Origin of the sequence: Streptomyces sp. S4.7 (assembly GCF_010384365.1) — a bacterium.
GTDB lineage: Bacteria > Actinomycetota > Actinomycetes > Streptomycetales > Streptomycetaceae > Streptomyces.
On the sequence record NZ_CP048397.1, the window covers coordinates 5895064 to 5919254 of the forward strand.

General features: G+C 70.4%; 29 protein-coding genes and 2 pseudogenes. 18 read left to right on the forward strand and 13 right to left on the reverse strand.

The features are described 5' to 3' along the window. Positions 1 to 198 precede the first annotated feature (198 nt). The 3 genes and pseudogenes from SSPS47_RS26250 to SSPS47_RS35590 all read left to right on the forward strand — a co-directional run. The gene (locus SSPS47_RS26250; protein WP_031089472.1) at positions 199 to 393 is read left to right on the forward strand and encodes a ribbon-helix-helix protein, CopG family; all 195 of its coding nucleotides are present in this window, start codon (positions 199 to 201) and stop codon (positions 391 to 393) included. Then, positions 390 to 782 (forward strand): Fic family protein, encoded by a 393-nt coding sequence (locus SSPS47_RS26255; RefSeq protein WP_164253112.1) that lies wholly within the window; start codon positions 390 to 392, stop codon positions 780 to 782. Before SSPS47_RS26250 ends, SSPS47_RS26255 begins: the two co-directional genes overlap by 4 nt. A gap of 206 nt (positions 783 to 988) precedes the next feature. Further along, a pseudogene (locus tag SSPS47_RS35590) lies at positions 989 to 1243 on the forward strand (hypothetical protein); the annotation flags it as partial. A gap of 39 nt (positions 1244 to 1282) precedes the next feature. Here SSPS47_RS35590 and SSPS47_RS26260 read toward each other — a convergent pair. Both SSPS47_RS26260 and SSPS47_RS26265 read right to left on the reverse strand, forming a co-directional pair. After that, a complete protein-coding gene (locus SSPS47_RS26260) occupies positions 1283 to 1720 on the reverse strand; it encodes a hypothetical protein (RefSeq protein WP_164253113.1) in 438 nt (145 codons plus the stop codon). 10 nt (positions 1721 to 1730) lie between these two features. Next, positions 1731 to 1934 carry a hypothetical protein gene (locus tag SSPS47_RS26265; protein ID WP_164253114.1) on the reverse strand — a complete coding sequence of 68 codons (204 nt, stop codon included), beginning with the start codon at positions 1932 to 1934 and terminating at the stop codon, positions 1731 to 1733. A gap of 1171 nt (positions 1935 to 3105) precedes the next feature. Between SSPS47_RS26265 and SSPS47_RS26270 the strand changes: the two genes are divergently transcribed. Continuing rightward, entirely contained in the window at positions 3106 to 3513 is a 408-nt protein-coding gene (locus SSPS47_RS26270) for an SHOCT domain-containing protein (RefSeq protein ID WP_164253115.1), read from the forward strand. A 16-nt stretch (positions 3514 to 3529) separates the two neighbouring features. Here SSPS47_RS26270 and SSPS47_RS26275 read toward each other — a convergent pair whose 3' ends face one another. Both SSPS47_RS26275 and SSPS47_RS26280 read right to left on the reverse strand, forming a co-directional pair. Continuing rightward, the gene (locus tag SSPS47_RS26275; protein ID WP_239065049.1) at positions 3530 to 4213 is read right to left on the reverse strand and encodes a pyridoxamine 5'-phosphate oxidase family protein; all 684 of its coding nucleotides are present in this window, start codon (positions 4211 to 4213) and stop codon (positions 3530 to 3532) included. 143 nt (positions 4214 to 4356) lie between these two features. Beyond that, positions 4357 to 5049, reverse strand: a complete 693-nt coding sequence (locus tag SSPS47_RS26280) for a ScbR family autoregulator-binding transcription factor (protein WP_203558108.1) — start codon at positions 5047 to 5049, stop codon at positions 4357 to 4359. 123 nt (positions 5050 to 5172) lie between these two features. On the opposite strand from SSPS47_RS26280, the gene SSPS47_RS26285 reads away from it, so the two are divergent. From SSPS47_RS26285 to SSPS47_RS26295, 3 genes are all read left to right on the forward strand, one after another. Further along, positions 5173 to 6075 (forward strand): ScbA/BarX family gamma-butyrolactone biosynthesis protein, encoded by a 903-nt coding sequence (locus SSPS47_RS26285; protein ID WP_239065050.1) that lies wholly within the window; start codon positions 5173 to 5175, stop codon positions 6073 to 6075. Positions 6076 to 6306: 231 nt separating this feature from the next. Further along, entirely contained in the window at positions 6307 to 6999 is a 693-nt protein-coding gene (locus SSPS47_RS26290; RefSeq protein ID WP_164253118.1) for an HAD family phosphatase, read from the forward strand. Between the two features lie 90 nt (positions 7000 to 7089). After that, positions 7090 to 7983 carry an oxygenase MpaB family protein gene (locus tag SSPS47_RS26295; protein WP_164253119.1) on the forward strand — a complete coding sequence of 298 codons (894 nt, stop codon included), beginning with the start codon at positions 7090 to 7092 and terminating at the stop codon, positions 7981 to 7983. Positions 7984 to 8127: 144 nt separating this feature from the next. On the opposite strand, the gene SSPS47_RS26300 is transcribed toward SSPS47_RS26295, so the two are convergent. After that, on the reverse strand, positions 8128 to 8553 hold the full coding sequence (locus SSPS47_RS26300) for a hypothetical protein (RefSeq protein ID WP_164253120.1): 426 nt from the start codon (positions 8551 to 8553) through the stop codon (positions 8128 to 8130). A gap of 150 nt (positions 8554 to 8703) precedes the next feature. Here SSPS47_RS26300 and SSPS47_RS26305 point away from each other — a divergent pair, with 150 nt between their 5' ends. The 3 genes from SSPS47_RS26305 (at position 8704) to SSPS47_RS26315 (ending at position 11147) form a co-directional block, all read left to right on the forward strand. Beyond that, positions 8704 to 9384 carry a DUF998 domain-containing protein gene (locus SSPS47_RS26305; protein WP_164253121.1) on the forward strand — a complete coding sequence of 227 codons (681 nt, stop codon included), beginning with the start codon at positions 8704 to 8706 and terminating at the stop codon, positions 9382 to 9384. 43 nt (positions 9385 to 9427) lie between these two features. Next, positions 9428 to 9799: a YciI family protein gene (locus SSPS47_RS26310; protein WP_164253122.1), complete on the forward strand. Its 372-nt coding sequence runs from the start codon at positions 9428 to 9430 to the stop codon at positions 9797 to 9799. An 88-nt stretch (positions 9800 to 9887) separates the two neighbouring features. Next, entirely contained in the window at positions 9888 to 11147 is a 1260-nt protein-coding gene (locus tag SSPS47_RS26315; protein ID WP_239065337.1) for a sigma-70 family RNA polymerase sigma factor, read from the forward strand. Between the two features lie 59 nt (positions 11148 to 11206). On the opposite strand, the gene SSPS47_RS26320 is transcribed toward SSPS47_RS26315, so the two are convergent. The 7 genes from SSPS47_RS26320 to SSPS47_RS26350 all read right to left on the reverse strand — a co-directional run bounded on the left by SSPS47_RS26320 (position 11207) and on the right by SSPS47_RS26350 (position 17761). Beyond that, entirely contained in the window at positions 11207 to 11656 is a 450-nt protein-coding gene (locus SSPS47_RS26320; RefSeq protein ID WP_164253123.1) for a hypothetical protein, read from the reverse strand. A 146-nt stretch (positions 11657 to 11802) separates the two neighbouring features. Next, positions 11803 to 13329 (reverse strand): carboxylesterase family protein, encoded by a 1527-nt coding sequence (locus tag SSPS47_RS26325; protein WP_164253124.1) that lies wholly within the window; start codon positions 13327 to 13329, stop codon positions 11803 to 11805. Positions 13330 to 13391: 62 nt separating this feature from the next. Further along, positions 13392 to 14351, reverse strand: a complete 960-nt coding sequence (locus tag SSPS47_RS26330) for an MBL fold metallo-hydrolase (RefSeq protein ID WP_164253125.1) — start codon at positions 14349 to 14351, stop codon at positions 13392 to 13394. A 69-nt stretch (positions 14352 to 14420) separates the two neighbouring features. Next, a complete protein-coding gene (locus SSPS47_RS26335) occupies positions 14421 to 15482 on the reverse strand; it encodes a hypothetical protein (RefSeq protein ID WP_239065051.1) in 1062 nt (353 codons plus the stop codon). A gap of 99 nt (positions 15483 to 15581) precedes the next feature. After that, positions 15582 to 16517 carry a helix-turn-helix transcriptional regulator gene (locus SSPS47_RS26340; protein WP_164253126.1) on the reverse strand — a complete coding sequence of 312 codons (936 nt, stop codon included), beginning with the start codon at positions 16515 to 16517 and terminating at the stop codon, positions 15582 to 15584. A gap of 186 nt (positions 16518 to 16703) precedes the next feature. Continuing rightward, positions 16704 to 17426 (reverse strand): cation transporter, encoded by a 723-nt coding sequence (locus SSPS47_RS26345; RefSeq protein WP_164255025.1) that lies wholly within the window; start codon positions 17424 to 17426, stop codon positions 16704 to 16706. Then, positions 17426 to 17761, reverse strand: coding sequence for a metalloregulator ArsR/SmtB family transcription factor (locus SSPS47_RS26350; protein ID WP_164253127.1), 336 nt, complete (start codon positions 17759 to 17761; stop codon positions 17426 to 17428). Before SSPS47_RS26350 ends, SSPS47_RS26345 begins: the two co-directional genes overlap by 1 nt. Before the next feature lie 224 nt (positions 17762 to 17985). On the opposite strand from SSPS47_RS26350, the gene SSPS47_RS26355 reads away from it, so the two are divergent. The 4 genes from SSPS47_RS26355 to SSPS47_RS26365 all read left to right on the forward strand — a co-directional run bounded on the left by SSPS47_RS26355 (position 17986) and on the right by SSPS47_RS26365 (position 19911). Next, complete coding sequence (locus tag SSPS47_RS26355) at positions 17986 to 18354, forward strand: BlaI/MecI/CopY family transcriptional regulator (RefSeq protein WP_147875249.1); 369 nt, start codon at positions 17986 to 17988, stop codon at positions 18352 to 18354. Continuing rightward, entirely contained in the window at positions 18351 to 18818 is a 468-nt protein-coding gene (locus tag SSPS47_RS36290) for a hypothetical protein (RefSeq protein WP_343234905.1), read from the forward strand. The genes SSPS47_RS26355 and SSPS47_RS36290 overlap by 4 nt, the downstream gene beginning before the upstream one ends. Then, positions 18755 to 19255, forward strand: a complete 501-nt coding sequence (locus SSPS47_RS36295; RefSeq protein WP_343234906.1) for a M56 family metallopeptidase — start codon at positions 18755 to 18757, stop codon at positions 19253 to 19255. The genes SSPS47_RS36290 and SSPS47_RS36295 overlap by 64 nt, the downstream gene beginning before the upstream one ends. A gap of 209 nt (positions 19256 to 19464) precedes the next feature. Next, on the forward strand, positions 19465 to 19911 hold the full coding sequence (locus SSPS47_RS26365; RefSeq protein WP_164253128.1) for a hypothetical protein: 447 nt from the start codon (positions 19465 to 19467) through the stop codon (positions 19909 to 19911). A 61-nt stretch (positions 19912 to 19972) separates the two neighbouring features. Here the strand turns inward: SSPS47_RS26365 and SSPS47_RS26370 are convergent. After that, positions 19973 to 20576, reverse strand: a pseudogene (locus tag SSPS47_RS26370) (NlpC/P60 family protein); the annotation flags it as partial. On the opposite strand from SSPS47_RS26370, the gene SSPS47_RS36040 reads away from it, so the two are divergent. The 4 genes from SSPS47_RS36040 (at position 20572) to SSPS47_RS26385 (ending at position 24148) form a co-directional block, all read left to right on the forward strand. Next, the gene (locus SSPS47_RS36040; protein WP_275405173.1) at positions 20572 to 20694 is read left to right on the forward strand and encodes a hypothetical protein; all 123 of its coding nucleotides are present in this window, start codon (positions 20572 to 20574) and stop codon (positions 20692 to 20694) included. The pseudogene SSPS47_RS26370 and the gene SSPS47_RS36040 sit on opposite strands and share 5 nt — an antisense overlap. Before the next feature lie 270 nt (positions 20695 to 20964). Then, a complete protein-coding gene (locus tag SSPS47_RS26375) occupies positions 20965 to 21219 on the forward strand; it encodes a hypothetical protein (RefSeq protein WP_164253129.1) in 255 nt (84 codons plus the stop codon). Positions 21220 to 21397: 178 nt separating this feature from the next. Then, positions 21398 to 22804, forward strand: coding sequence for a family 2B encapsulin nanocompartment shell protein (locus SSPS47_RS26380; RefSeq protein WP_164253130.1), 1407 nt, complete (start codon positions 21398 to 21400; stop codon positions 22802 to 22804). A gap of 105 nt (positions 22805 to 22909) precedes the next feature. After that, positions 22910 to 24148: a family 2 encapsulin nanocompartment cargo protein terpene cyclase gene (locus tag SSPS47_RS26385; RefSeq protein ID WP_239065052.1), complete on the forward strand. Its 1239-nt coding sequence runs from the start codon at positions 22910 to 22912 to the stop codon at positions 24146 to 24148. Positions 24149 to 24191: the final 43 nt, after the last annotated feature.

The following is a 24191-nucleotide window of genomic DNA, read 5'->3' on the forward strand; positions in this document are numbered from 1 at the left end:
CGCGGGTCTCGCGGGCGACGTGGCGATGCGGAACGCAGAGCAAGGATTCCGGGTTCGAGGGTCGACTGCACCTCGCCAGCGGCGGGCGTGCCGATACCTCGTGGCCGATCGGGCCACAAAGGACGGCACCGTGGTCCGCGGTCCTTGAGTGGCTGGTATCACCTCGCCGCCTAGATACCAGTCCGGTATCATCGCTGTATGGCGATGACACTCCGACTTCCCGACGACCTTGACGCGAAGCTCACCGAGCGGGCTCGTCGGGAGCGCCGCAGCAAGCAGGAGCTTGCCATTGAGGCCATCCGTGACGCGCAGGATCGGGCCGAGCTGAAGGTCGATGACGTCCTGGCGGAGCTCATGGACAGCGATGCGGAGATCCTGGACTATCTGAAGTGACCGAAGTGCGCTATATCCAGATCGACGAGATTCTGGCCATCGCTCGCGCGGTCAATGGTACCGAGCACAGCGTGCGGGACATGGGACTCTTGGTGTCCGCGATCGAACGGCCCCGGACGAACGTGTTCGGGGCCGAGCTGTATCCCACGCTGCACGAGAAAGCGGCGGCATCGCTGCACTCTGTTGCCCGCAATCACGCGCTGATCGACGGCAACAAACGCACCGCCTGGCTCGCGATGCGCGCCTTCCTGCGGCTGAACGGCCTCAGCGCCAGTACCGTCCCGCCACACGTCTCCGTTGCCGGCCCGTTCGTCGAGGAAGTCGCACAGGACAACATCGATGTACCGGCCATTGCCAAGCGCCTCTCGGCCTGGTTCCCCGTTTCCTGACGTTCGACGACGTGAGGGCAGGGCACGCGCGTGCCCTGCCCTCACACGCGGTCCGGCCCTGCCCAGGTCACGCCGGAATGGGACGCTGTGTGCTGGAAGGCATGGCTCCCTTTGGACGCGGCATACCGGACAGCGGCCGCAGGCTTTCCGCTCGAGTTCTTGGCTCGGGTCACCGGGTGACGCTGGGTTCCTTACCCCGGCGTCACGTACCCGGCGCCGATGCGATCGATGCCCCCTGCGCCAACGCGGCGACGGGGGACACCTGAGTCGACGCACACCTCTTGCCGGTCCCCGCCCCGTCGCTCGACGCGATGTCGACGATGACGGCGACCTCGCCGAATGGATTCCAGGGTGCCGTGACCATCGGGCGCGCGGAGCTATGCGGCGCGGCTGCCCTCGGGCGCCCGACTCGCATTGCCCACGACACCCGTATCATCCGCGCCGGGGTGGGAACGGGTTGACAGAGCACAGGAGTGCGCGGTGCTCTCCCCGCACTGGCGCTACTGGCGATCGACGTGATCCACGTGGAAGGTCAGCCCGGCAACGGTGCCCGACTGGATGACAGGACCGTGCTGGACTCCGCCGCTGATGCGGTTGTCCACCATGCGCCAGCTGTCTGTCGCGGACGCCGAGAGTTGCAGTAACGAGGTCAGCAGAGCGCGCAGGGCTTCGTCGCTGCCGTCGGCTTCCGCGAGTCGGCGTAGACGGGCACCGTATCGTCGGCTGATCTCGCGGGCGGTCCGTTCACGTTCCGTGGCATCGGCGGCCAGGAGCAGGGCCCTCGCGTCCTGCAGGTCGTCGAACGTGCCGGGGTCCGCGCCTGTGCGGGTCAGGTACCGCCCGACGAGTTCCCGGGCGTGTGTCCAGGAGTCGGTGACCATGAGAGAGACCAGCGTGGTGGCGCCCGATGCCACGAGTACGGCCAATTCGCTGTCCATGCTTCTTCTCCTAGGCGAGGGGGGAGCCGGAGGCAGGTGCCTCGTCGTCGTCCGGGGCGAGGGACGCCGGCGGATCGAAGTGGTGCTGGATCTCGTCGGCGGTCTCGTGGCGGTTCTGCTCTTTGATGAGGCCGGCGATCTGTGCGGCGAGCATCGGGCGGCGTACATCTCCGTCGGTGAAACCGATGCTGTTCAGGAAGCTGGACAGATGCATCGTGGCCGTCTCCCGTCCCTGTGGCGCTGAGGGAGGCTCCTCCCTGGGAAAGTCCGACGTCGTCGGCTCGGCGGCCTGCTGAGAGATCAGATCCTGAAGCCGTTCGGGAATGTCGGTGTCATTGGCCGCCGAAGTGAGCTGAGCGAGCAGGGCTAGGTCCAGACCACGGCGCTGCCGGTGTTTTTGAGGACGTCCTCGACCAAGTACCGGCGCCTGCTCTGCTCGTACTTGCGCTGGTGCACCCAGACTTCCTCCGACCTGCCTGGTTGGCGCACTGGTTGGAGTCGGTGCGTTTGCCGGCACGGCCATCGACGAGAGGATGTGGCTGGAGTTGATGCACCTCGGCGCCGCGGATTCTCCGGCCTTTACGGACGCTGACTTCGTCACCGAACACACCCCCGTCCGCCCCAGCCACGGGGACGTCCTGCCGCTCGTCAACCGTGACGCTCGTTTGACGCTCCAGGAGCTCACACGCAGGACGGCGAGTTGAAGCAACCGCTCTGACCTGGGGTTGTCCATGACGTGCGCAGGCTGACATCCTTCCGATGGCGCATCATGTGGAGTGTGTCGCGATCCTGGAGCCGGTGAAGAAGGACGACTGACCTGACGGTCGGCGCCGTCCTGGTCCCGGTCGCGGTGAGGGCTGGGGCCGAAGGTGTGCGGGCGGGGCAGGGACTGCTCATCGAGGCCATCGCGTGGAGCAGCTCGTTGAGCGCCACCCGGTCGCCTTGCTGGCCCGTGGCCGCATCATGGGCTTGAGGCGGCCTGCGAGGGGCGGCAGAACTCGCCCTGCGTCCCGGACCACTTGACGGACGCAGTTGTCGGGGTGGGCGGCGGAGGCAGGGTCGTCGACCGGGAGGTACTAACTAGCCGCCGCTCTCGCCCTCGATCGTCCGGCGCGGCGAGCGGGGGCGGGGTGTCGGGTCGAGGGTGGGCAGGGGCGGGGAGGCCAGACCGCCCAGGGGCCGAGCAGACGTTGCAGGCGGTCCCCGCGGCGTTGCGTGGCGCCGGGCGAGCCGTAGCCGGGTGGCAGGTGGTGGCTCGAAGCCGCACCATGACGGTGAGGTTCCCGCATCCGCGGCATCGTGCGGCCGCCGACTCCGGAAGACGCGTAGCGCGGGACCGGAGGGCGAGGACGTATCCACCACCCCCTACGAGCGGAGAAGGAACCATGACCGGAGAGATGAACCTGGCGAACGACTATCCGATCCTGGGCGCGTTCTGGACGGTCCTCTTCTTCGTCCTGAGCGTGCTGTGGCTGATTCTGCTTTTCCGAATCATCGCGGACATACTCAGGGACGACATGGCCGGAGGAGTCAAGGCCGGCTGGCTGCTGTTCGTGATCCTCCTCCCCTTCCTCGGGGTCTTCGTCTATGTCGCCGTCCGAGGCCGCGGCATGGGAGAACGTGAACAGCGCCAAACGCGGGCCCGGCAGCAGGATTTCGACTCCTACATCCGCGCGACCGCCGGAGCCGGCACCAGTCAGGCGGAACAACTGGCGAAGCTGGTCGAGATGCACGACAGGGGTGCCATCAGCGATCACGAATTCCAGAAGGCGAAGACCAAGGTGCTCCACTGATGCCCTGAGAGCCACATCAGTGTGTGTCGATCACCCGGCCGCTGATCTGCTCCGGCAGCAGCCGGATCCACAGGGGCCGCGACCCGCCCGCCCAGGGACGTGAGCCCGCCCGGTCCGCGAGTGCGCCCGTTGCCCCGGGATCCGTGATGTGCTCGGCCGTCCCTGTCAGCAGCACGCTCCAGCCGCTCATCCGCGCTTCGTCGAGGTGGTCGGCCTCGAAGGAGAGTGACGTGCCCGCGTCGACGGCGGGGACGCTGCCGGGCTCGCTCCGGTACACGACGCTCAGCCCGTCCACGAGATAGTTGACCGGTACGACCACGGGCGCGGTGTCTCCGCGTAGCCCCAGGCGCCCGACCCCATGGGTGTCCAGCCGGTCCCAGCACTCGTGCTCCGTGAGCCGCCTCAGACGCGGATGGGCCGCGGCGCCTGGCTGGCCCGGCGGCGGGTCGGCGCGTCCGTGGAGCAGTTCGACGGATGTCATGTCCAGGGCGTTGGCCAGTCGGGTCAGCCCCTCGGGATCGAAGTCGCCGTGCAGCGAAGCCAGCTCCCGCAGGTAGGACAGGGACATCTGGGCGCGGTGCGCCAACTCGTCCGGCGAGAGCCCCAACTGGATCCGGCGCAGTTCCACCCGGTCGGCCACGTTCTCCGGCGCCCCGGGCCCGCCCCCGGCCGCTCCGTCCGATGATGTGCGCTTCTCCACCACCCTCGCCTCCTTCACCGGGGCTCTCGATACCGTTCCCAGAGGAACACAGGGTTTCGGAGTCCCGCGAGCGGGGACCGGCGCTTCGTCGGCCGACCGCCTGTACGTGGAGGGGGGCCGGGCCCGCGCATCACCGTCGGCGCTCAGCGGCGCGCCGTCCCGGTTCCCTTCCGCACCTGCGGGCCGGCCGGGGCCGGCGTCCCCGAGGCTTCGGTGAGGTGGGCGTACGCCCGGTCGAGCAGTGAGGTGGCCCCGGGACGCGCCTGGAGCGCGGGCAGCAGGAGGAGCCACAGGTCGTGCAGCCTCTCCTCGATGTGTTCCCGGCCGTCCAGCGCGTCGGAGACGGTGTGCAGGCCGAAGAACGCGGACACCACGGCGTTCCCCGCCTTCCGGGGGATCACGGACGGGGTGAGTACGCCCTCGCGACCGGCCTCCTCCAGCAGGCCGACCACCGTCTCGATCCAGCCCTCGAACGGAGAGGGAAGGGACGTGTCGACGGACTTGCGTTCGGCCCAGAGCCGTGAGCCGCCTCGTACCACGACATCGTCCCGGAAGGCGCGGGCGACCGAGAAACTCAGCGCGACGAGCTTCTCCAGGGCCGGGATGTCCGCCTCACGGTGGCGTCTGACCAGCGTGGGCCAGGTGTCGAACACCTCCTCCATCACCGCGAGGGCGAGATTCTCCTTGCACGCGTAATGGAAGTAGATCGCACCGCTCGTCCGGCCGGAGAGCGCGCTGATGTCACTGATACTCGTGCCCGCGTAGCCCCGCTCCTCGAACAGTTGCGCGGCCGCCTCCAGAAGAGAACGCCGTGTTGCCTTCGCCCGTCCCTGCACATGCACCCCGATGCCGCGCCTTCCCGTTTCAGCACGGAAATCTAGTCCATGAAGCCGTCGTGATCGAAAGGACGGAGTGCGGACCTGAAGGGGATGAGTTCTTCTGTTCATATGGAGAATTCGGTGGGTGTATTCACCGGTGAATCCCGGCTGAGCTGGTCACGGACCGTGCCTCGTGAACTGGTGCACCGCAGGTCGGCGGCGGAGGTGCTGCTCACCGACGTACGTCCCGGCAGGCAGAGGGGCGTGTTCGACGCGGCGGCCTCCTGGTCGAGATCACATCCCACGTTTCCCCGGGACGGTGCCGACCTGCACAGTCCGCTGATCGTCATCGAGACGATGCGCCAGCTCGGTATCTATCTGCCGCTGCGTCATTACGCGGTGCCGCCCGAATCCCGGCTGCTGATCACCGACCTGTTCTTCCGGATCGATCCGGAACGCGAACCCCGCGCCACCTCGAATTCCACGGACGTGACCTGCCGCGCGCGAGTGACCGACATACGCAACGGGGCGGACGGCCATGTCGCCGGACTGCGGATGGAGATCTCCGTCCGAACCGGCTCCGGGATATTCGCACGGGCCGGCGGCGGGGCGCGTTTCCTGGGCCCGGAGCAGTACGCCGCCGTACGCGGCGCCGGGGCGACCGCGCTTCCGCCCGCGCCCACCGGCCCCCGTGACCGGCCGGACATCGGACGGATCGCGGTGGCCGACCCGCGCGATGTGATGATCGCGCTCGACGACGGCGCCGTACGACTGCGGCCGGCCGATCCGCGGCACCCCTTCTTCTTCGACCACCCCTCGGACCATGTGCCGGGCATGGTCCTGCTGGAAGCGGCGCGGCAGGCCGGCGCGCTCGCGAGCGAGGGCCGGTGTGTGCGCCCTACCGCCGGTCGGCTGAAAGCCCTGAGCTTCGCCGAGTTCGCGCCGGCCGCCCGCGTGCTGGCTGTGCCGCACCACCGGACCTGCGGTTTCCGTGTTCTGCAAGGGGGCCGGTATGTCGCCTATGGGGCCCTGGAGTACCGGTAGGCACATTTTCATACCTATGTGTCCCTCCTTGACTACTTTTCGTAATGCTTCATAACGTAGTGATCGTTATGTTCTTGGGTGGACAAGCCCGGAGAAACCTTCCTTCGTCATGTGCGTCCACCCGGAACCGATCCCGCCCCCGGATCCGGCGGCCTACGCGTCGACCGTGCCCTGACGGCACCGTGCTCGGCGTTCTGTCCTCCGCGGGCACTGCGGAACGGAACAACTCGCATGACCTCTGAACGAGTCCTCTCCTGGACCCCCTCGGCCATCGTCTTCGACTGTGACGGCACCCTCATGGACACCGAAAGACACTGGCAGAACGCTCGAGAACACGCGCTCGGCGAGTTCGGCCTCGCCCCGGCTCCGGGCTTCGCGGACCGTGCCAAGGGACTGCACTACACCCAGTGCGGCCTGCTCATGGCCGAGGAGGCCGGACGGCCCGACCTCGCGGCGGACATGACCGGCAGCCTGCTCCGGATCTTCCGCGACCTGGTCGCCGAGAACCCCCTGACCATGCCCGGAGCCCGTGAACTGGTCGTGTCCGCGGCCACGTTCGCCCCGCTGGCCGTGGCGAGCAACTGCCCGCGCGAGGTCGTCGAGTCCTGCCTGGACACGGCGGGCCTGCGTGACTACTTCGGCCACATCGTGGTCCCCGACACCGGAATCCGGCCCAAGCCGCAGCCGGACGTCTACCTGGCCGCGGCACGCCACTGCGGGACGGACCCGGCCGACACGCTCGCCGTGGAGGACTCCCTGTGCGGTGTCGAAGCCGCGTCACGGGCCGGTATGCGGGTGCTCGGGGTCGGCCCCTGGCCCGGAGAGCGGACCACGGCGATGGTCGACCTGTGGGTCAGCTCGCTCGCCGAACCGGACCTCTCGCGGTGGGCCGCCGCACGCATCCCCCGGCAGGCCACGCGCTGACGCCCTGCCCAGGGCCGCGCCCCCTGCCCCGAGTGGGGGGCCCGAACGGCGCCCGTCCCGCCACGGGCCGACAGGCGCGAGAATAGTCATATGAGCCCTTTCGGGAAATCTGCTCCGGATTTGCGCGGCCGGGTCGGCGGCGCTCTCTTCGCCCGGGTCGCGGGCCCGGCGGGACAAGAGAACCGGGCGCGTATCCATGACACTCCGGGGCCGCGGTGGTTCGAGGCCGACAGGCCGGTCCGAACCGTCCACGGCGACGCCTCGATGTTCATCGGCGGCCTCAGAGCGCTGCTCCTGCAGTCCCTCCACCCGCTGGCGATGGCGGCGGTGGCCGCTCACTCCGGCTACCGCGGCGACCCGTGGGGCAGACTCCAGCGCACGAGTACGTTCCTGGCCATGACGACGTACGGAACCGCCGACGACGCACAGGCGGCCGTCGACCGGGTGCGGGCCGTGCACGAGGGCATACGGGGACGGACCGCCTCGGGGGAGGCCTACCACGCGGCCGACCCCCATCTGCTGGGCTGGGTCCACGCCGCGGAGGTGGACAGCTTCCTCATGGCCCACCAGCGGTACGGAGCGGATCCCCTGGACGGGGCGGGCCTCGACGGCTACGTCGCCGACACCGCTCACGTCGCGGAGGCGCTCGGAGTCGTGGACCCTCCGCGTACCCGCGAGGAGTTGACCGCGGTGCTCACGGCGTACCGCCCCGAACTGCGCCCCACCCGCGAGGCGCTTGAGGCCGCCCACTTCATCCTCCACCACCCGCCCCTGCCCCTCGTGGCCCGGCCGCCCTACGCGGTCCTCGCCGCGAACGCGATCGTCACGCTTCCCCCGTGGGCCCGTACCGCACTGCGGGTGCGGCCTCCGCCGCTGCTGCCGGAGGGTTGTGTGGAACCGGCCGGTCGCCTGCTCACCCGCACCATTCGCTGGGCCATGCCGCCGGCCCCGCCGCTCACCACCTCCGGGGCGAACGCCGGGTGACGGCGGGCGGCCGGGCATCCGGGTCGGGTGGCCCGGGTGGAGGGCCGGTCGGGTCGGCCGTGCCCGCTCGATCCCGGCGGCCCCCGCCCCGTCCGGTCGGCGCACGGATCCGGACAGGGCGCAGACCGCACCGCGGGCCGAGTCTCAGATCCGGGTCATGGTCGAGGTGTAACCCCCTCCGCCGGGGTAGACCCAGTCGCCGGTCGCCGTGGTGCCGTCGGCGCTGAACGTGCCTTCGTAGTAGGCCGGGCTGCCCTTCGCGCCGGCCCAGATCGTCAGCTTGTCGCCGGCCAGTTCGTAGACGTAGTCGAAGGTGTTGCCGTTCGAGTCGTAGTACCGCGACACCACGTCCGTGCCGACCGGCTCGCCGAACGGGCGGAGATTCCCGATCAGTTCCATGCCGGTGACCGGCTCGCCGGACTGGGTGAGTTCGACGTGCTGGATCAGGAAGAACCGGCCGGGCATCCACTCGTACCGCACGGTTCCCTCGGCTCCTCCGGTCACCGCCCAGGTGCCGACCAGGCGGTCCAGGGCTCTCAGTTCGGCGCTCGGCAGGTTGGTCTCGGACATTTCTTCCTCCTTGAAGGGTTCTCGCGGCTACCTCGGAGCTGTCCGCCCGTTCTTGACACCCGTCTCATGTGGTGTGGGTCACATTGCCGACGCGTCGAGATCCCGGACCCGGCAACGAGGTAGCCGCGAGAACCCCTCAAGGAGGAAGAAATGACCGTTCCCGCCGTTCCCGCCGCCCCCGCTGTTTCCACCACCGGCGTCGTTTCCACGGCCCGCTCCACGGCCCGCTCCTCGGGCCGCCTGCTGGCCGCCGGGGCCCTCGCCGGACCGGTCTTCGCCGCTTCGGCCGTCATCCAGATGTTCACCCGTACGGGCTTCGACATCGCCCGGCACCCGATCAGCCAGCTCTCCACCGGCGGCCTCGGCTGGATCCAGATCACGACATTCGTGCTCGCGGGTCTCGGCGCACTCGCACTGGCCGCCGGTATCGGGCGCACTCTCCGCGAGGGATACGGACGGCGGGTGCTGCCGGTCTGTGTCGGGATCTTCGGCGTCGGGCTGATCGCCGCCGGTCTGTTCCCCATGGATCCGGAGAACGGCTTCCCGGTCGGCACCCCCGACCGGCCGGTCGCCGAGATGTCCTGGCACGGCGTCGCGCACTCCGCGTCGGCCGCCATCGCCTTCACGGCACTGGCCGTCGCCGCCATCGTCCTGACCGTACGGTGTGTGCGCCGCCACGCGGTGCTCCCGGCCGTACTGAACGGCGCCGCCGCGCTCGTCCTGGTCCTGCCCATGGCGCCGGACCACATGAGTATCCAGATCGCCGTGAACGGTCTGGTCGCCTTCACCTGGACGACCGTCGTCGCGATGTCACTGCGGCGCACCCGCTGAACCGCCCTACCATCACCCGAACAGGATCCAAGGGGAAACCGCGATGAAGTATCTGCTGCTCGGCTACACATCGGCCGCCGCCTGGGACGCCGCGACCGCCGATTCCCCGTCCCCGGAGGCGCTGGCCGCGTTCGCCGTCTACCAGAGGTTCGAGCGGGAGCTGATCGACACCGGTGAGCTCGTCACCACCGAGGGCCTGGGCCACCCGGCGGTCAGCACCACGGTCCACCGGACACCGGACGGCATGATGGCGACCGACGGACCGTTCGCCGAACTGAAGGAGGTTCTGGCGAGCTTCGCCGTGATCGACGTGGCCGACCGGGAGCGGGCGGTGGAGATCGCCTCGCGGATCGTGGAGGTGCTCGGGGAGCCGATCGAGATCCGGCCGATCATGAGCGAGGACTTCACCGCATGACCGGCGGACCCCCACGAGGCCCGGTGTGCGCGGCGCGCCACGCGCTTCGGTGCGGGACGGGCCGGTGAACGGCGGGCCGGACGCGGACATCGACACGGCCACGGCCACGGCCACGGACATCGAGAATCTGCTGCGTGCCGAAGCACCGCAGGTGCTCGGCGCGTTGGTGCGGCGCTTCGGCCGCTTCGACACCGCCGAGGACGCGGTACAAGAAGCGCTGCTGGTGGCGAGCAGGACATGGCAGGCCGAGGGCATACCGGAGGACCCACGCAGCTGGCTCATCCGGATCGGCTACCGGCGGATGGTCGACCTGCTCCGCTCCGACCGGGCCCGGCGCCGGCGTGAGCGGGAGGTCGGAATGACCGAACTGGCCATGGGGGAAACGGATCGCCGGGCCGGACCCCCGCAGGAGACCGACGACAGCCTCACCCTGCTGCTCCTGTGCTGCCACCCGGCGCTGAGCCACGCCTCACAAGTGGCGCTCACACTGCGCGCGGTCGGCGGTCTGACGACAGCCGAGATCGCGCACGCCTACGGAACGTCCGAAACCACCATGGGCACGCGGATCAGCCGCGCCAAACAGCAACTCATCCGCGCCGGCGCCCACTTCACCGCGCCCACCGCCGCCGACCGGCCCGGCCGGATGACGGCCGCCATGCGGGTGCTGTATCTGATCTTCAACGAGGGCTATACGGCCACCACCGGCGACGAACTCGCCCGTGTCGACCTGACCGGTGAGGCGATCCGGCTGACCCGGACTCTCGCCGACACCATGCCGGACGACGGAGAGGTGACCGGCCTGCTGGCGCTGATGCTGCTCACCGAGTCGCGGCGCGCGGCCCGCACCGGTGACGACGGCGGTCTGCTGCCACTGGACGAGCAGGACCGCACGCGATGGAACGGCCATCTCATCCGCGAGGGAACCGAGTTGATCGACAGGGTCTGGAACGGGAGCGGGACGGGCCCCTACCAACTCCAGGCGGCGATCGCGGCGTTGCACGCCGCCGCCACGACTCCTCAGCACACGGACTGGCCGCAGATCGCCATGCTGTACCTGTGGCTCGAACGCCTCACCCCGACCCCGCCGGTACGGCTGAGCCGGGTGGTCGCCGTGGCCCAAGCCTTCGGACCGGCCCGGGGGTTGACGCTGCTCGACGACCTCAACCGCCGCCACGGACTGGACCGGGCCCCTCTCACCCGGCAACGCGAACGCGCGGTGCGCGCCCACCTGGTCCAGATGACCGGCGACACGGCGGGCGCCACGACGCTGTATCGCGAGGCGGCCGCCCTGACCGACAACCAGGTCGAGCGCCGCTACCTGCTCGACGAGGCCGACCGCCTCACCTGACGGGCCCTCGCGGGGCGCCCAACGGCCAAGGCGACGAGGGCGCCCGCCGGGGGAGATCCTCAGGCGGCCTGCTGATCCGTGTGTTTCGTGGGGGAGAAGTACGTGTTCGCCGTTGGGAGGAACATCAGCAGGACGGCGCCGGCCACCAGGAAGACCGGGCTGACGCTGACGAAGACGTCGTAGATGACGTCAGCCGTGCTCGCCCCGTCGAATTCGTTCATGCTCACGCTGTTCATCAGGAAGAACGCGACGAGAGCCGCGACGGCGGCAAGTGTGTTGCGTGCCCAGTTCCGGCCCTGGCGCATCTGGAAGACGAAGAACAGGAACAGGCCGCTGGTCAGGATCAGGAATCCGGCGGACACGGCGACCTGCTGGATCGCTCCGCTCCCGCTCGTCTCGGTGCGCATTTCGTCGAGCCCGGAGGGAGCGATGACGAATGTGTCCAGCGTCCAGACCACGGCGTCCACGGCGATGGCGGCCAGGAGCAGCAGGAAGGCGGTCTCCACCACCCTTGGGCGCGGCCTTCGTTGGTCTGGTCCCGGGGGTGTCGTCACTTCTGTCTCCTCTGGTGATCAGGTACTTCCCGAAGAGACGACCAACTCGGCCAAGCGGTTGCCGGCAGCGGTACGGGCGGGGCGGGGCCGTGGTGGGGCGGTCAGTTCCAGGCTCGGCGCTCTTGGGCGCGAGGGTCGTCGAGTTGGCTCCACTCGTTGTCGATCCGCATCGTGGCCCGGCGTTCGGTGTCGTACGGGTCCCAGCCCGGGGCGCCGGTCCTGGCGAACCGGACCCAGGTCTCGTGGACCCGGACGGCCAGGTCAGCCGGGGGTCCGCCGGGGCCGAGCAGGGCGTTGGGACCGTGCAGGCGGGGCAGGTGGGTGAGGTCGAAGACGAAGGGCAGCTCCGTGGTGTGGGTGGCGCCGAGTTGTCCGTCCAGGGCCTGCGAGCGCCAGGCGAACTCGTAGCAGAAGGTGGCCGACAGGGCCGACGGGGCCGCTTGGGCGGCGTGCGCGGTGGCCAGGGCCCAACTGCCCGCTCCGAACAACGAGTCGCCCATGACGGCCGAACGCAGCGCGCCGAAGTCCGCGCCCGGCCGGGCGGTCCGGTACGCCGCCACGAGCTGCTTCGGGTCCGGATGCGAGCGGGCGGCGAGCGCGTCGACGTCGGCCGCGGTCGAGCGCGCGTACTCACCGGTGGGGACCAGATAGAGGTTGCCCTCCTCGGAGTTGGTGCCGATGAGCAGGTCGACATCGGCTCCCTGACCCCTGGCGACGGCCTGGGCGGGCTGGGTGTCCAGGACGAGGCTGAAGGGGCTGATCCCGACCAGCGGGTCGAAATGAGTCTCGGTCCGCAGGTCGATGCCCGTGAGCCGGGAGGCGACCTGGACCAGGAGTTCGTCGGGGACCGCGGCGAAGGCGTCGGCCCGGGGCTCGATACCGAGAGCCCCGGCGGCGGCCTTCGTGACCCTGGCCGCCTGCTCGGTCGTGAACGCGCCGAGTCCACTGCCGCTTTGGACGATCGCCCGCCGGAACAGGCCGGTGGCCTCGGGGCTCGCGAGTACGCCGCCGACGACGGTGGCCCCGGCCGACTGGCCGAAGAGGGTCACGCTGTCCGGGTCACCCCCGAAGGCGGCGATGTTCGCGCGGACCCAGCGCAGCGCGGCCACGACATCGAGCAGTCCACGGTTGGCGGGCGCCCCGGGGATGTCCAGGAAACCCCCGATGCCGAGCCGGTAGTTGAGGGTCACGAGGACGACGCCGTCGCGGGCGAAGCCCGTACCGTCGTACAGCGCCGAACGCGTCGAGCCCGCGACGAAGCCGCCACCGTGCACGAAAACCATCACCGGCAGGCCGCCGCCCGCCTCCTCCGGTGTCCAGAGGCTCACCGTGAGGAAGTCCTCCCCACGGCTCCAACCGGCCCCGAAGTAGGGGGACATGTCCACACCGCCGAGTCGGCGTCCGGACTGAGGGGCGTTCGGCCCCGGCACGGTCGCGTCCCTCACCTCGTGCCACGAGTCGTGCGGCCGGGGCGCCTCGAACCGGCCGGCCCCGGTGGGAGGAGCGGCGTACGGGATGTTCAGGAAGGAGAGGACTCCGTCCCGACGACGGCCGCGGACAGCGCCCTGCGCCGTGGTGGCGACGGGATCGGCCCGACGGTTCGCGGGGGTGGTGGGGTGATGGGGCACTGCCTCGGCCTCTCTGTCGTGGCGGTCCGTGAGTGGGGGTTCGCGGGTGTCAGGCGTGAGTGTCAGGCGTGGGTGTACGGCGTGAACGGGGCCCAGCCCTCGATGGCGAACTTCCGTCCCTCGCGCCGCACTTCGGCCGCACCGTGGCCACTCAGGTGCGCGGGGATCAGCAGCGCGTTGTTGTCGGCCGCCCAGCCCAGAATCCTGCGGCGGGTCACGCGGGAGCCGACGGGGTCCTCGCAGAAGCAGCTGTTGTGCTCGGGCTCCATGATCTGGAGCGGGGTGTGCAGCAGGTCGCCGGCGAACACCGCGCGGTCCGCCCCTGAGGTCAGGGTGATCACGCTGGAACCGGGCGTGTGTCCGGGCGCCGCGTCCAGACGCAGATTGGCGTCGATACGGTGGCTGCCTTCCCACAACAGGGTCAGACCCGCGGCGTGGACGGGGGCGACGCTGTCCTCGAAGACGTTCTCGTTGACACCACCGGTGATGTTCGGATTGTTCGCCGGGTTCCAGAACTCGAGGTCGGCCCGGGGCATCAGGTAGTCGGCGTTGGGGAACGTGGGTATCCATGTGCCGTCGCTCAGCCGGGTGTTCCAGCCGACGTGGTCGACGTGCAGATGGGTGTTGATCACGAGGTCGACATCCTCGGGCCGTACACCGGCACGGGCGAGATTGCCGAGGTAGTCGAGGCTCAGCCGGTCCCAGGAGGCCACGGCGGGGCGGGACTTGTCGTTGCCGACGCCGGTGTCGACGAGGATGATCCTGCCCTCGCTGCGCAGCACCCAGGTCTGCATCGCGGCGTGGACCATGGTGTCCTCGGCGCCCAGATGGTCGGGAACGAGTGTCTCGCGGTGGTCCTTCCACGCCTGCTCGGGCAGGTCCGGGAAGAATTGGTCCGCCGGCATGATCGGGCCGTGCGTCTCTTCGACGCGGGTGATGGTGACATCGCCCAAGGTGATCTCTTGAGTCTGCTGAGTGTGCTGCGTCTGCTGCGCGTGCCGAGTGGGCTGGGTGTGCGGCATGGTTGTTCCGTTCCGGGGTTGCTGACGCGGACGTACGTATGTACGGATGGACGGTCGGACCGTGCGGTCTCAGTCCTTCAGATGGGCGAGGACGAGGTTGGGGTCTTCGGCAGTGGTGTAGGCGGCGCTCAGGACGTAGACCCTGTCGCCGCGCAGCGCCACCGAGGTGGGGCTCCGGAGCCCGTCGGCGGCGGTCAGGACCGTGGAGTGGGTGCCGTCGCGTCGTACGAGCGCCACCTCGCTCGGGCCGTTGAGGGTGGCCAGGACATGGTCGCCGCGGCCGGTGAAGTCGAAGTCGTCGATGCCGGCCAGGCCGGTGGCCCGGGTCTGCACGCGGCCGGCGCGTCCGCCGGGGAGGACGGGGATGCGCAGGAGGGTGCCCTTGTCGAGGTTGGTGGCCCACACCGCGCCCCGGTGGATCTTCAGGCCGTTGGCGCCGAGGGATCCGGTGGAGGCCAGTTCGGGGCCGGTGGACCAGGCGCTGGGGGTGCCGCCCGTGGTGGGGACGGTCCAGATGACGCCGAGGACGGAGTCCGTGATGTAGAGGGTGCGGGTACGGGGGTCGAGGGCCAGGCCGTTGGGGAGGCCGCCTGCGGGCAGCGGCGCGATGCGGCGCGGTTCGCCGCCGGGGCGCAGGCGCCACAGACCCGTGAGGACGTCGGTGCCGGTGGCGTACAGCACGTAAAGCGTGCCGTCGTGGGCCCGGACGATGCCGGTGGTCAGGGCGAAGCCCAGGACCGGGGTGTGGATTCCGCCGTCGGCCGGCTCGGGCAGTGTGGCCAGGATCCGGGTGGTGCCGCTGGGGGTGACCCGGGCGATCTGACGGGCGGCGGCGAAGGTGACGTACGCGGTGCCACCGGGGGACAGCGCGACGTTCTCCGGCAACTGCCCCTTGGCGAGGTCGAAGTGCGCGACGGTCCGGGCGTTGTCCACGGTGCCTGTCGCGGACGTGGTTCCTGCGGACGCGGCCCCCGCGGACTGGGCCGCTCTCGCGGACGTGCCTGTCTCGGACGTGGTGGAAGTGGCTGTCGCGGGAGCGAGGCCGGCCACCGACACCGTGAGGGTGACCGCGGTGGTGACGGCGGCCGTGGAGAGCTTCTTCAACATGATGCCTTCGCTGTTTTCGGGCATGCGGCAGCGGTACGCAGACGCGTGAGGGGTGTTGGGCGGCTCCCGCCCGGGAGTGGGCGGGGCGTGGCCGGGGTTGGGACCGGTGCTTCGGGTAGGAGGTCAGCTGTCGCTGACGCGGTTCCCCGGTCGCGACGAGGCGGCCGGGGCGGCTGCGGTGGCCGGGGCGGCCGTGGCGGCCGTAGCGCCGGCCTCGGTGGCGACCTCGGCGAGCAGGGCCAGGGTCGTACGGGAAGGGGAGCCGGCCCTGGTGGTGGCGACCACGACGGTGGGGCCCGGCCCGACGTTCAGGGTCTGCTGGGTGACGGTCAGCGCTCCGACGAGCGGGTGCCGCATCTCGTAGTCGGCGACGGTGCACGCCTTGACGCGGTGGTCGGCCCACAGCGAGGCGAAGTCCTCGCTCTTCGCGCTCAGTTCACCCACCAGCGCGTGCAGTGCGGAGTCCTCCGGGTACTGCCCCGCCACCATCCGCAGGTTCCCCACCACCGCCCTGGCCTTGCTCGGCCAGTGCGTGTACAGCTCGCGGGTGTGGGCATCGAGGAACACCAGCCTTGCCATGTTGGGGCGTTGGTCCGGCAGGTCCGGGGCCCCGGGGTCCAGATGTCCGGCGAACAGCGCGTGGCCGAGCCGGTTCCACGCCAGTACGTCCGAGCGCCTGCCGACCACGATCGCGGGAACGTCGGCCAGCGCGTCCAGCAGCTGACCGGTCGCCTCCGTCACCCGCTCCGGCGCGGGCCGCCGGCCCCTGCCACGGGGCTTGGCGGACCGGGCCAGGTCGAGCAGATGCAGACGCTCGGACTCGTCGAGCCGCAGAGCCCGCGCGATCGCGTCCAGCACCTCCGGCGAGGCGTTCATCGAATGCCCCTGTTCGAGCCGGGCGTAGTACGAAGCACTCACCCCCGCCAGCAGCGCCAGTTCCTCCCGCCGCAACCCCGGCACCCGGCGGCGCTCCCCGTAGGTGGGCACCTCCGCCTCGTCGGGGCTCAGTTGGGAGCGCCGTGTCCGGAGAAACTCCCCGAGCCGCGATTTTCCGTTCATGGGCCCGAGTATGTGCCGCCCCGAAAACCCCCGCCTCTCCCTGCCGGGGATAGGTACGGGCGGGAGTGGCTGCCCCCCCGGGACCGGCGGACCGGGAGCGGGAGGGCCGACCGTCGACACCGCCTGCCGGGCGTCGCGAACTCCCGCCTGTCGGGTGTCGCGCACTCCCGCCTCGCTGGCGGAGGTTCAGCAGGCGCACCCCTGCGCGCAGCCGCAGGCGTCCTCGGACCGCGCAGGTGGGTTGCCGTCCGCCTTCGGGCTGCTCGGACCGGCCGGTGCGCAGCAGTTGTCGCCGCGCCACGCCTCGCGGCCCTCCTTGACCGCGATCGCGGCTATGACGAGTGCGGCGACGGGGTCGGCCCAGGACCAGCCGAGGGCGGCGTTGGCCACCAGGCCCGCCAGGAGTACGGCCGACAGATAGGTGCACAGCAGCGTCTGCTTCGAGTCCGCGACCGCGGACGCCGACCCCAACTCCCGGCCGGCCCGCCTCTGCGCGGCGGACAGGAACGGCATGATCGCCAGCGACAGCGCCGCCAGCACGATGCCCGGGACGGACGACTCCGCCTCGCCGCCGCCCGCCAGTGCCCGGACCGCGTCCGCCGTCACGAACGTCGCGAGCGCGAAGAACGACACCGCGATGACCCGCAGCGCCTTCTTCTCGCGCGCTTCGCGCACGGCGTGCTCACGGGCCGAGAACTGCCAGGCCACCGCCGCCGCCGAGGAGACCTCGACGATGGAGTCCAGGCCGAATCCCACCAGTGCGGAGGACGATGCCATCGACCCCGCCGTGAGGGCGACGATCGCCTCGATCACGTTGTAGCCGATGGTTGCCCCGACCAGCAGCCGTACGCGCCGGGCCAGCGCCTCACGGCGCGAAGGCGCCGGGCCGAGCGATATCTCCCCGGCCATCAGCAGCAGCCCTTCTCCTCGGCGTCCGCGCACGTGACGTCCTCGGCGACGGCCACCACGGCCGTACGCAGGTCGTCGAGCGCGTGCCCCAGGCGGGGGTCCGCGAGTTCGTACCGGGTACGGCGCCCCTCGGGCACCGCCACCACCAGCCCGCAGTCGCGCAGGCACGCCAGATGGTTCGACAGGCGTGTCCGGGAGACGCCGATGGCGTCGGCCAGGTCGGACGGGTACGCGGGAGCCGCCCGCAGGGCGAGCAGCAACTGGCACCGGATCGGATCGGCGAGGGCGCGGCCGAACCGGGCCAGCACCTCGATTTCGGACGCGAGATTCAGCACGGTGACGACGGTACATGGAATCCTGAATTCATGAAACCATGGACAATGAGTGGACCCGTGCGACGGTCTGGGCCTCCGCGTCCAGGGCGCTCCGACCTTCCTCGTGGACGGGGCCGGCCGCGAGCCATCGGTCGTGCCGGTTGCGCACCGGGGCACGCCTACGATGGTCCGGCGGGCCACGGCGCGGAAGACGGGCGCGGCAGACGGCGGAAGGAACTGCGGAAGTGCGGCGGTTGGGGGACCTGGAGGCCGAGATCATGGACTGTCTGTGGAAGTGGGGAAGGCCCGCCACCGTTCGTGAGGTGGTCGACGACATCAACACACGCCGCCCCGCCGCCTACACGACTGTCATGACGGTGGCTTCGATTCTCCACGGCAAGGGGTGGCTGACCAGGCAGAAGCAGGGCCAGGCATGGCTCTACACCCCGGTGCGCAGCCGGGAGGCGTACTCGGCCGCACTGATGGAGGACGCGCTGGGAGCGAGCCAGGACCGCCCGGCCGCCCTGGCGCACTTCGTGGAACGCATGTCGGACGACGAAGTGGCCGCGCTGCGCCAGGCGTTGCGGGCCGTCGGCCGCGACGTCGAACCGTGAACGCGGCTCCGGCGCTGCTCGGATACGCCGCTGCCGTGGGCGTACTCGCGCCGCGCGTGATGCTGCGTTCCGCGTGGCCGCACCGGGCGCCGGTGCCGGCCGCCACCGTGTGGTTCGCGCTCGCCCTCTCCTTCTCCGTGTGTGCCGCCCTCGGCGCACTGCACCTCGCGACGCCCGGCGCTCATCTGCACGGCATCCTCTATTCGTGCGGCGCGGCACTGGGGGTCGGGCCGCCCGACGCCGGCGCGGTGCGGAGCCTGGACGTCGCCGTCTCGGTGGCCGTGCCGGCGGCTCAGGTGGCCGCCTTCACGTATCACGTACTGCGCGCCCGCGCGGCTCGTGCCCGGCACCGCGAGATCTCGACAGGGTGGGCCGGCCGTCGGCGCGGCTGGGCGCCACGGTGCTGGAGCACGCGCCCCCGGCCGCCTACTGCCTGCCGGGCCGCCGTTTTAGGATCGTGGTGAGCAGCGGCGCCGTCGAACTGCTCTCCGACGCCGAGATCGCAGCCGTCGTGGCGCACGAACGGGTCCACATCGCCGGCCGTCACCATCTTCTGCTCGCGGCGGCACGGTCCTTCGCCGTCGTGTTCCCGGGAGTGCCGCTGGCCCGGCACGCGGGGCAGCAGATTCCCCTGCTGCTGGAGATGGCGGCCGACGACGGCGCCCTGCACCTCCATCCCCAACGGACCCTGGCCACCGCGATGTTCGAGATGGCCTCGGCGGGCGCGGTCCCGAAGGGCGCGCTCTCGGCTGGGGGGCACACGGTGCACGTACGGCTGCGCCGGATACTGGCGCCCGCACGCCGTACGCACCCGGCGTTCCGGATCACGGTGGCCGGGGTTGCCGCGCTGTTGCCGCTGCTGCCCCTGCTGGTCGCCTGCCCGCCGGAACCGGCGGCTTAGGACGTGTCTGGCGAAGGTTGAGCGTTCTGGCTGGAACTCTGGTCCCGTGTCGCGTTTTCAGCTCTCGACAAGTCCGTCCGCGACCGCAGACGGCGACCCCATCGGGACGGGGCGATGCGACGGTGGTCGGGAATGGCCGCGCCGTACAATCGCGGTGAGGGCGAAGCGCCAGGCCGAGATTCCGGCACCGGTGTGAGGGAGGGGTCCGGATGTTCGGTCGGAAGAAGAAGCCCAACGATCTGAACGATCTGATGGCGCAGCTCAGGCCCGACCTGAGTCGGGAATCGCTCGGCGTCGGGCCCGACTTCCCGGGCGTCGCCCCGAACCCGCTCCTGAGCAGTGATGCACGCAAGCGCAATGCGGAACTGCGTACGGGGGCGCTTGCGCTCGGCGTTCTCGTCGACTGGCGGGAGGTCAAGGGCAATCCACGCGTGGTCCTGATGTTCGACGTGGAGACCGCCGGCGGCATCTCGTTCCGCGGTATCGCAGACGAAGACCTCACGATCACCGAGCTCACCCGACTCGCCCCAGGACAGACGTTGCCCGTGCGCTGCCGGCCGGCCGTCATGGACCACTGCGTCGCCCTTGCCCGGGACGCGGACCCCGCCCACGTGCAGCAGCTCTCTGACGAGATCGCGAGCCGCAAGCGGACCTGACCCGAAGCCATCGGCCGGATCCCTGGGCCCTGCCCGGCGGATCTTCGCGGCCCGACACACCCTAGAGGCGTACGCCCCACATGAACGGCGTGCCGCTGCGCGCGATCGACTCGTAGCGCACCTGGGCGCCGGGCTTCGGGGAGTGGAGGATCTGGCCGTTCCCGGGTAGAAGCCGACATGGCTCAGATCGCTGCGCATGATGACGAGGTCGCCCGGCTTGAGCGCGCTCCGGGAGTTGATCCGGGTGCCGACATTCGCCTGGGCCTGGGACGTACGGGGTATGGAGACGCCGGCCTGCTGGAACGCCCAGGACGTCAGTCCGGAGCAGTCGAACGAGTTCGGGCCGGTGGCTCCCCATACGTACGCATGCCGACCCGGCTCTTCGCCGCCGCGAAGGCCGCCGCGCCGCGCTGTGACGCGCTGGCCTCGTTGCCGAGGTCGACACGGTCGCTGTCGCGGTTCACCCGCTCCTCCTTCGCCGCCCGCTCGTCACGCTCCTCGGCGCTCAGCGAGTTGAGGAGCGACTGGGCCTTCGCCAGCTTGCCCTGGATCTCCTTCTTCTTGCTCCCCAGCTCCTTACGGGTCTCCTGGAGCGCCGTCAACTGCTCGCCGGCCCGCGCCCGCTGCTGCTGAAGCGCACGCTGCTGGGACAGGTACTGCTTGAGCGTCGCCTACGACGGCAACAGGTACAGCTTCTCGGCCGTCCCGGAAGGCAAGTACTCCTTCCGGGACGGAGACAACAAGTGGCGGGTCGCGGGCTACAAATACCGCACCTGCGGCTGACGCCTGTCCGACCCTGCGCGCCTGACCGACTCGGTGCGCGCCGCCCCGGTGGCGGCTGACCCGCCGATGGTGTGCCAAGTACGGGGGAGCGGCCCGGGGGTGAATCCCCCGGGCCGGCCGCGTTGGTCACGCGGACCGCCGCGGACGCGCGGGCTCGGCCCGTACTCCCGTCCTCGGTGTGGTTCGAAGGTCACTTCGTTCGAGTCCTCGGCACGCTCGAACGCGCCGGTGAAGCCCCGGTTCTGCCGGCCGCCGTCACCCTTGTCGGTGATGGCTCCCTCGTCGACGGCGAACACGTCGACACCGCCACCACCGTCGACCGACGACCGCCCCGGCCACGAGGGCGACGACGCCCGGCGTCATTCGCCGTTCGCAGCGTCGCGACCCCGCGCACCTGGGAGACGGAGCAAGGGCGTCCTGGTCCCGGTCAACGCCTTGCTGGACGCGCCGACCCCGACAAAGACGTACGGCGAGGTGCCGGGGACCACGGCCAGGAAGGTCCACGACAAGGCCCAGAACAGCTGACCGGGCGTTCGGGCCGTCCCGGGGCGTTGCCGCTGTGGACATTTGTGCGGGGAAACGTCACTGCTGGCCGGGTACCCCACTCGCCGTCAGCGCATTCACGTCCTTTCGTGTGATGACAGGTGAAGTAGGCACGAGGGAGGGTGATTCGGCGTACCTACAGGAGGGCCGAGGATCACCTATGACCGTTGAAGCCGACCGGGAATCCGTACTGGCGCGGGCGTCCGGGCAGCAGAGTCTGGCGACGGCAGCCGCGCGGAATCTGGCGACGATCGCGAAGTCCGTTCCGCAGATGCAGGAGACCTCGTCGCGGTGGCTGATGAGGATGCTGCCGTGGGTGGATGTGCGGGGTGGCACCTACCGGGTGAACCGGCGGTTGAGTCACACGGTGGGCGACGGGCGTGTGCCGTTCGTGCAGACCGGCGGGCGGGTCGCGGTCGTCCCCGCCGGGCTGCGGGAGCTGCCCGCGCTCAGGGAGTACGGCGACGAGGCGGTGCTGGACGAGCTGGCCGGCCGCTGTGAGCAGGTCGAGTTCGCACCGGGCGCGGTGCTGGCCCGGGCCGGTGACGTGCGGGACCGTGTCTTCCTGCTGGCGCACGGCCGCGTCGACAAGGTCGGCACCGGGCCCTACGGCGAGGACACCGGTCTGGACGTCCTGGCCGACGGCGCCTACTTCGGCGACGAGTCCCTCACCGTCGCGGACGCGGTCTGGGACTGCACCTTCCGAGCCACCACCGCCTGCACGGTGCTGGTGCTCTCCCGCAGGGACGTCGACAACGTCGCCGCACGCGACGACTCCCTGCGCGGCCATCTCGGCGCGGCGCTCCCGAGGCAGCGCACCAACGCGTACGGCGAGGCCGCGATCGACCTCTCGGCCGGACATGTGGGTGAGCCACAGGTCCCGCACACCTACGTGGACTACGAGCTGAGGCCGCGCGAGTACGGGCTCTCCATCGCGCAGACGGTCCTGAAGGTCCACAGCCGTGTCGCGGACCTCTTCAACGATCCGATGAACCAGACCGAGCAGCAACTCCGGCTCACCCTTGAGGCGTTGCGCGAGCGCCAGGAGTACGAACTCGTCAACAACAAGGAGTTCGGGCTGCTCAGCAACTGCGACCACGCGCAGCGCCTCCAGCCCCACGACGGGGCTCCCACCCCCGACGACATGGACGAACTCCTCTCGCGTCGGCGCGGCAGCAAGTTCTTCCTCGCCCACCCGCGTGCCATCGCCGCGTTCGGCCGTGAGTGCAGCAGACGCGGCCTGCTCATGGAGCCGGTGGACGTCAACGGCCATCACGTGCCCTCCTGGCGCGGCGTGCCGATCTATCCGTGCGGGAAGATCCCCGTCAGCGAGGCCCGTACGACCTCGATCATGTGTATGCGTACGGGGGAGGACGACCAGGGTGTGATCGGGCTGCGGCAGACGGGCATCCCGGACGAGATCGAGCCGAGCCTGTCGGTGCGGTTCACCGGCATCGACGAGCAGGCGATCATCTCCTACCTCGTCACCGCCCACTACTCCGCGGCGGTTCTCGTTCCCGACGCTCTCGGCATCCTGGAGAACGTCGAAGTCGGCCGCCGGCACTGACACCTGCCCCCTGCGCCCCATCCTGCCCCGCGTCGGCCCGGCCCGCGAACCCCCGGGCCGTCAGCGGGCGCGTCAACCTGCCCCCGTCCGAAAGGTTCCTCACGCATGACCCGAACCAGCGGGGCCGACGGCCCTCAGTCGGCGTGGCATGGACCACCGCCCGCACGTCCACCGGTCCTCCCCACGGCCCAGGCCCTGCCGGCTCCGCCCCCTTCCCCGGCGCTCGAAAGACTGCTGGCCGGCCCCGCCGGGCTGGGCACGGCCGCGGCCCGTGCCTTTCACCCCCTCGGCCCGTCGGAGGAGAAGGATCAGCCGACCGACCGGGACACGGCCGGACGCACGGACGCGGGTACGGGCACCGACTCGGGTAGCGACACCAGTGGCGACACGGCGGTGCGCATCCCGCCCCTGTACTGCCCCGACGCCCTGCGGGACGACCCCGCCCTCGGGGAGGAGGTCAACAACCGCCTGGTCGACTGGGCCGAGGAGATCGGGATCTTCACCGGGCGCCTCGAACGCCTGCGCTCACACCAGTTCGGGCGCCTGTTCATGCTCGCCCATCCCGACTGCGACGACCCCGACCGCCTGATGGCCGCCGCCCGCTGCGGACTCGCTGAGTGGTCCGTGGACGACCACTGGGTCGACGAAGGCGACGACACGGAGCCCGAACTCCTCGGTTCCCGCCTGGCGATGACCCACGCGGTGGTCGACCCCGTCCGCCTCCCCGCCCGCTATCTCGCGCAGTTCGAGGAGGTCGTGAGTCAACAACCCGTCCTGCGCGCCTTCCGGTCCAGCCTCGCCCATCTCTCCGGGATCGCCAGCACCACTCAAATGGCGCGCCTGCGACACGAGTTGGCCGTCATGTTCGTCGGATACGGACAGGAAGCCGAATGGCGCAACAGCGGTCGCAGGCCCGCGGTGTGGGAGTACCTGCTGCACCGCTACGAGAACGCCTTCTACCCCTGCATGGTGCTGATCGACCCGGTCGGTGGTTACGAACTGCCCGCCCGGGAGTTCGCCGATCCCACCGTGCGGCGCACCTACCTCTACGCGGGCATGGCAAACGTCCTGCTCAACGACGTCTATTCGATGGCCAAGGAAGATCCCGGAGACACCAACCTGCCCAACCTCATCGCCACCGAGGACAACTGCTCGCTGCAAGAAGCCGTCGACCGCACGGCGGCCATCCACGACGAACTCATGCACACCGTCGAGGCGGACTGCGCCGTTCTGGCGGCGGCAGGCTCCCCCCAACTGCGCCGGTATCTGGCGGGCCTGTGGGCGTGGATGGGCGGCAGCAAACAGTGGCACGCGACCAGCCCCCGGTATCGGACAGCTTCGTGACGGCGCCCGATGACCCGTAGCCGGGCAGACCCGCGAAGCCGTG

Coding starts and splice junctions, on each gene's coding strand:
- SSPS47_RS26380 (WP_164253130.1), top strand. CDS start 21,398: ATGACCGTTGAAGCCGACCGGGAATCCGTACTGGCGCGGGCGTCCGGG.
- SSPS47_RS26260 (WP_164253113.1), bottom strand. CDS start 1,720: ATGGACAGCGAATTGGCCGTACTCGTGGCATCGGGCGCCACCACGCTG.
- SSPS47_RS26345 (WP_164255025.1), bottom strand. CDS start 17,426: ATGGCCGGGGAGATATCGCTCGGCCCGGCGCCTTCGCGCCGTGAGGCG.
- SSPS47_RS26250 (WP_031089472.1), top strand. CDS start 199: ATGGCGATGACACTCCGACTTCCCGACGACCTTGACGCGAAGCTCACC.
- SSPS47_RS26340 (WP_164253126.1), bottom strand. CDS start 16,517: ATGAACGGAAAATCGCGGCTCGGGGAGTTTCTCCGGACACGGCGCTCC.
- SSPS47_RS26310 (WP_164253122.1), top strand. CDS start 9,428: ATGAAGTATCTGCTGCTCGGCTACACATCGGCCGCCGCCTGGGACGCC.
- SSPS47_RS26365 (WP_164253128.1), top strand. CDS start 19,465: ATGTTCGGTCGGAAGAAGAAGCCCAACGATCTGAACGATCTGATGGCG.
- SSPS47_RS26375 (WP_164253129.1), top strand. CDS start 20,965: ATGGCTCCCTCGTCGACGGCGAACACGTCGACACCGCCACCACCGTCG.
- SSPS47_RS26300 (WP_164253120.1), bottom strand. CDS start 8,553: ATGTCCGAGACCAACCTGCCGAGCGCCGAACTGAGAGCCCTGGACCGC.
- SSPS47_RS26290 (WP_164253118.1), top strand. CDS start 6,307: ATGACCTCTGAACGAGTCCTCTCCTGGACCCCCTCGGCCATCGTCTTC.
- SSPS47_RS26385 (WP_239065052.1), top strand. CDS start 22,910: ATGACCCGAACCAGCGGGGCCGACGGCCCTCAGTCGGCGTGGCATGGA.
- SSPS47_RS26305 (WP_164253121.1), top strand. CDS start 8,704: ATGACCGTTCCCGCCGTTCCCGCCGCCCCCGCTGTTTCCACCACCGGC.
- SSPS47_RS26295 (WP_164253119.1), top strand. CDS start 7,090: ATGAGCCCTTTCGGGAAATCTGCTCCGGATTTGCGCGGCCGGGTCGGC.
- SSPS47_RS26335 (WP_239065051.1), bottom strand. CDS start 15,482: ATGCCCGAAAACAGCGAAGGCATCATGTTGAAGAAGCTCTCCACGGCC.
- SSPS47_RS26330 (WP_164253125.1), bottom strand. CDS start 14,351: ATGCCGCACACCCAGCCCACTCGGCACGCGCAGCAGACGCAGCACACT.
- SSPS47_RS26265 (WP_164253114.1), bottom strand. CDS start 1,934: ATGCATCTGTCCAGCTTCCTGAACAGCATCGGTTTCACCGACGGAGAT.
- SSPS47_RS26270 (WP_164253115.1), top strand. CDS start 3,106: ATGACCGGAGAGATGAACCTGGCGAACGACTATCCGATCCTGGGCGCG.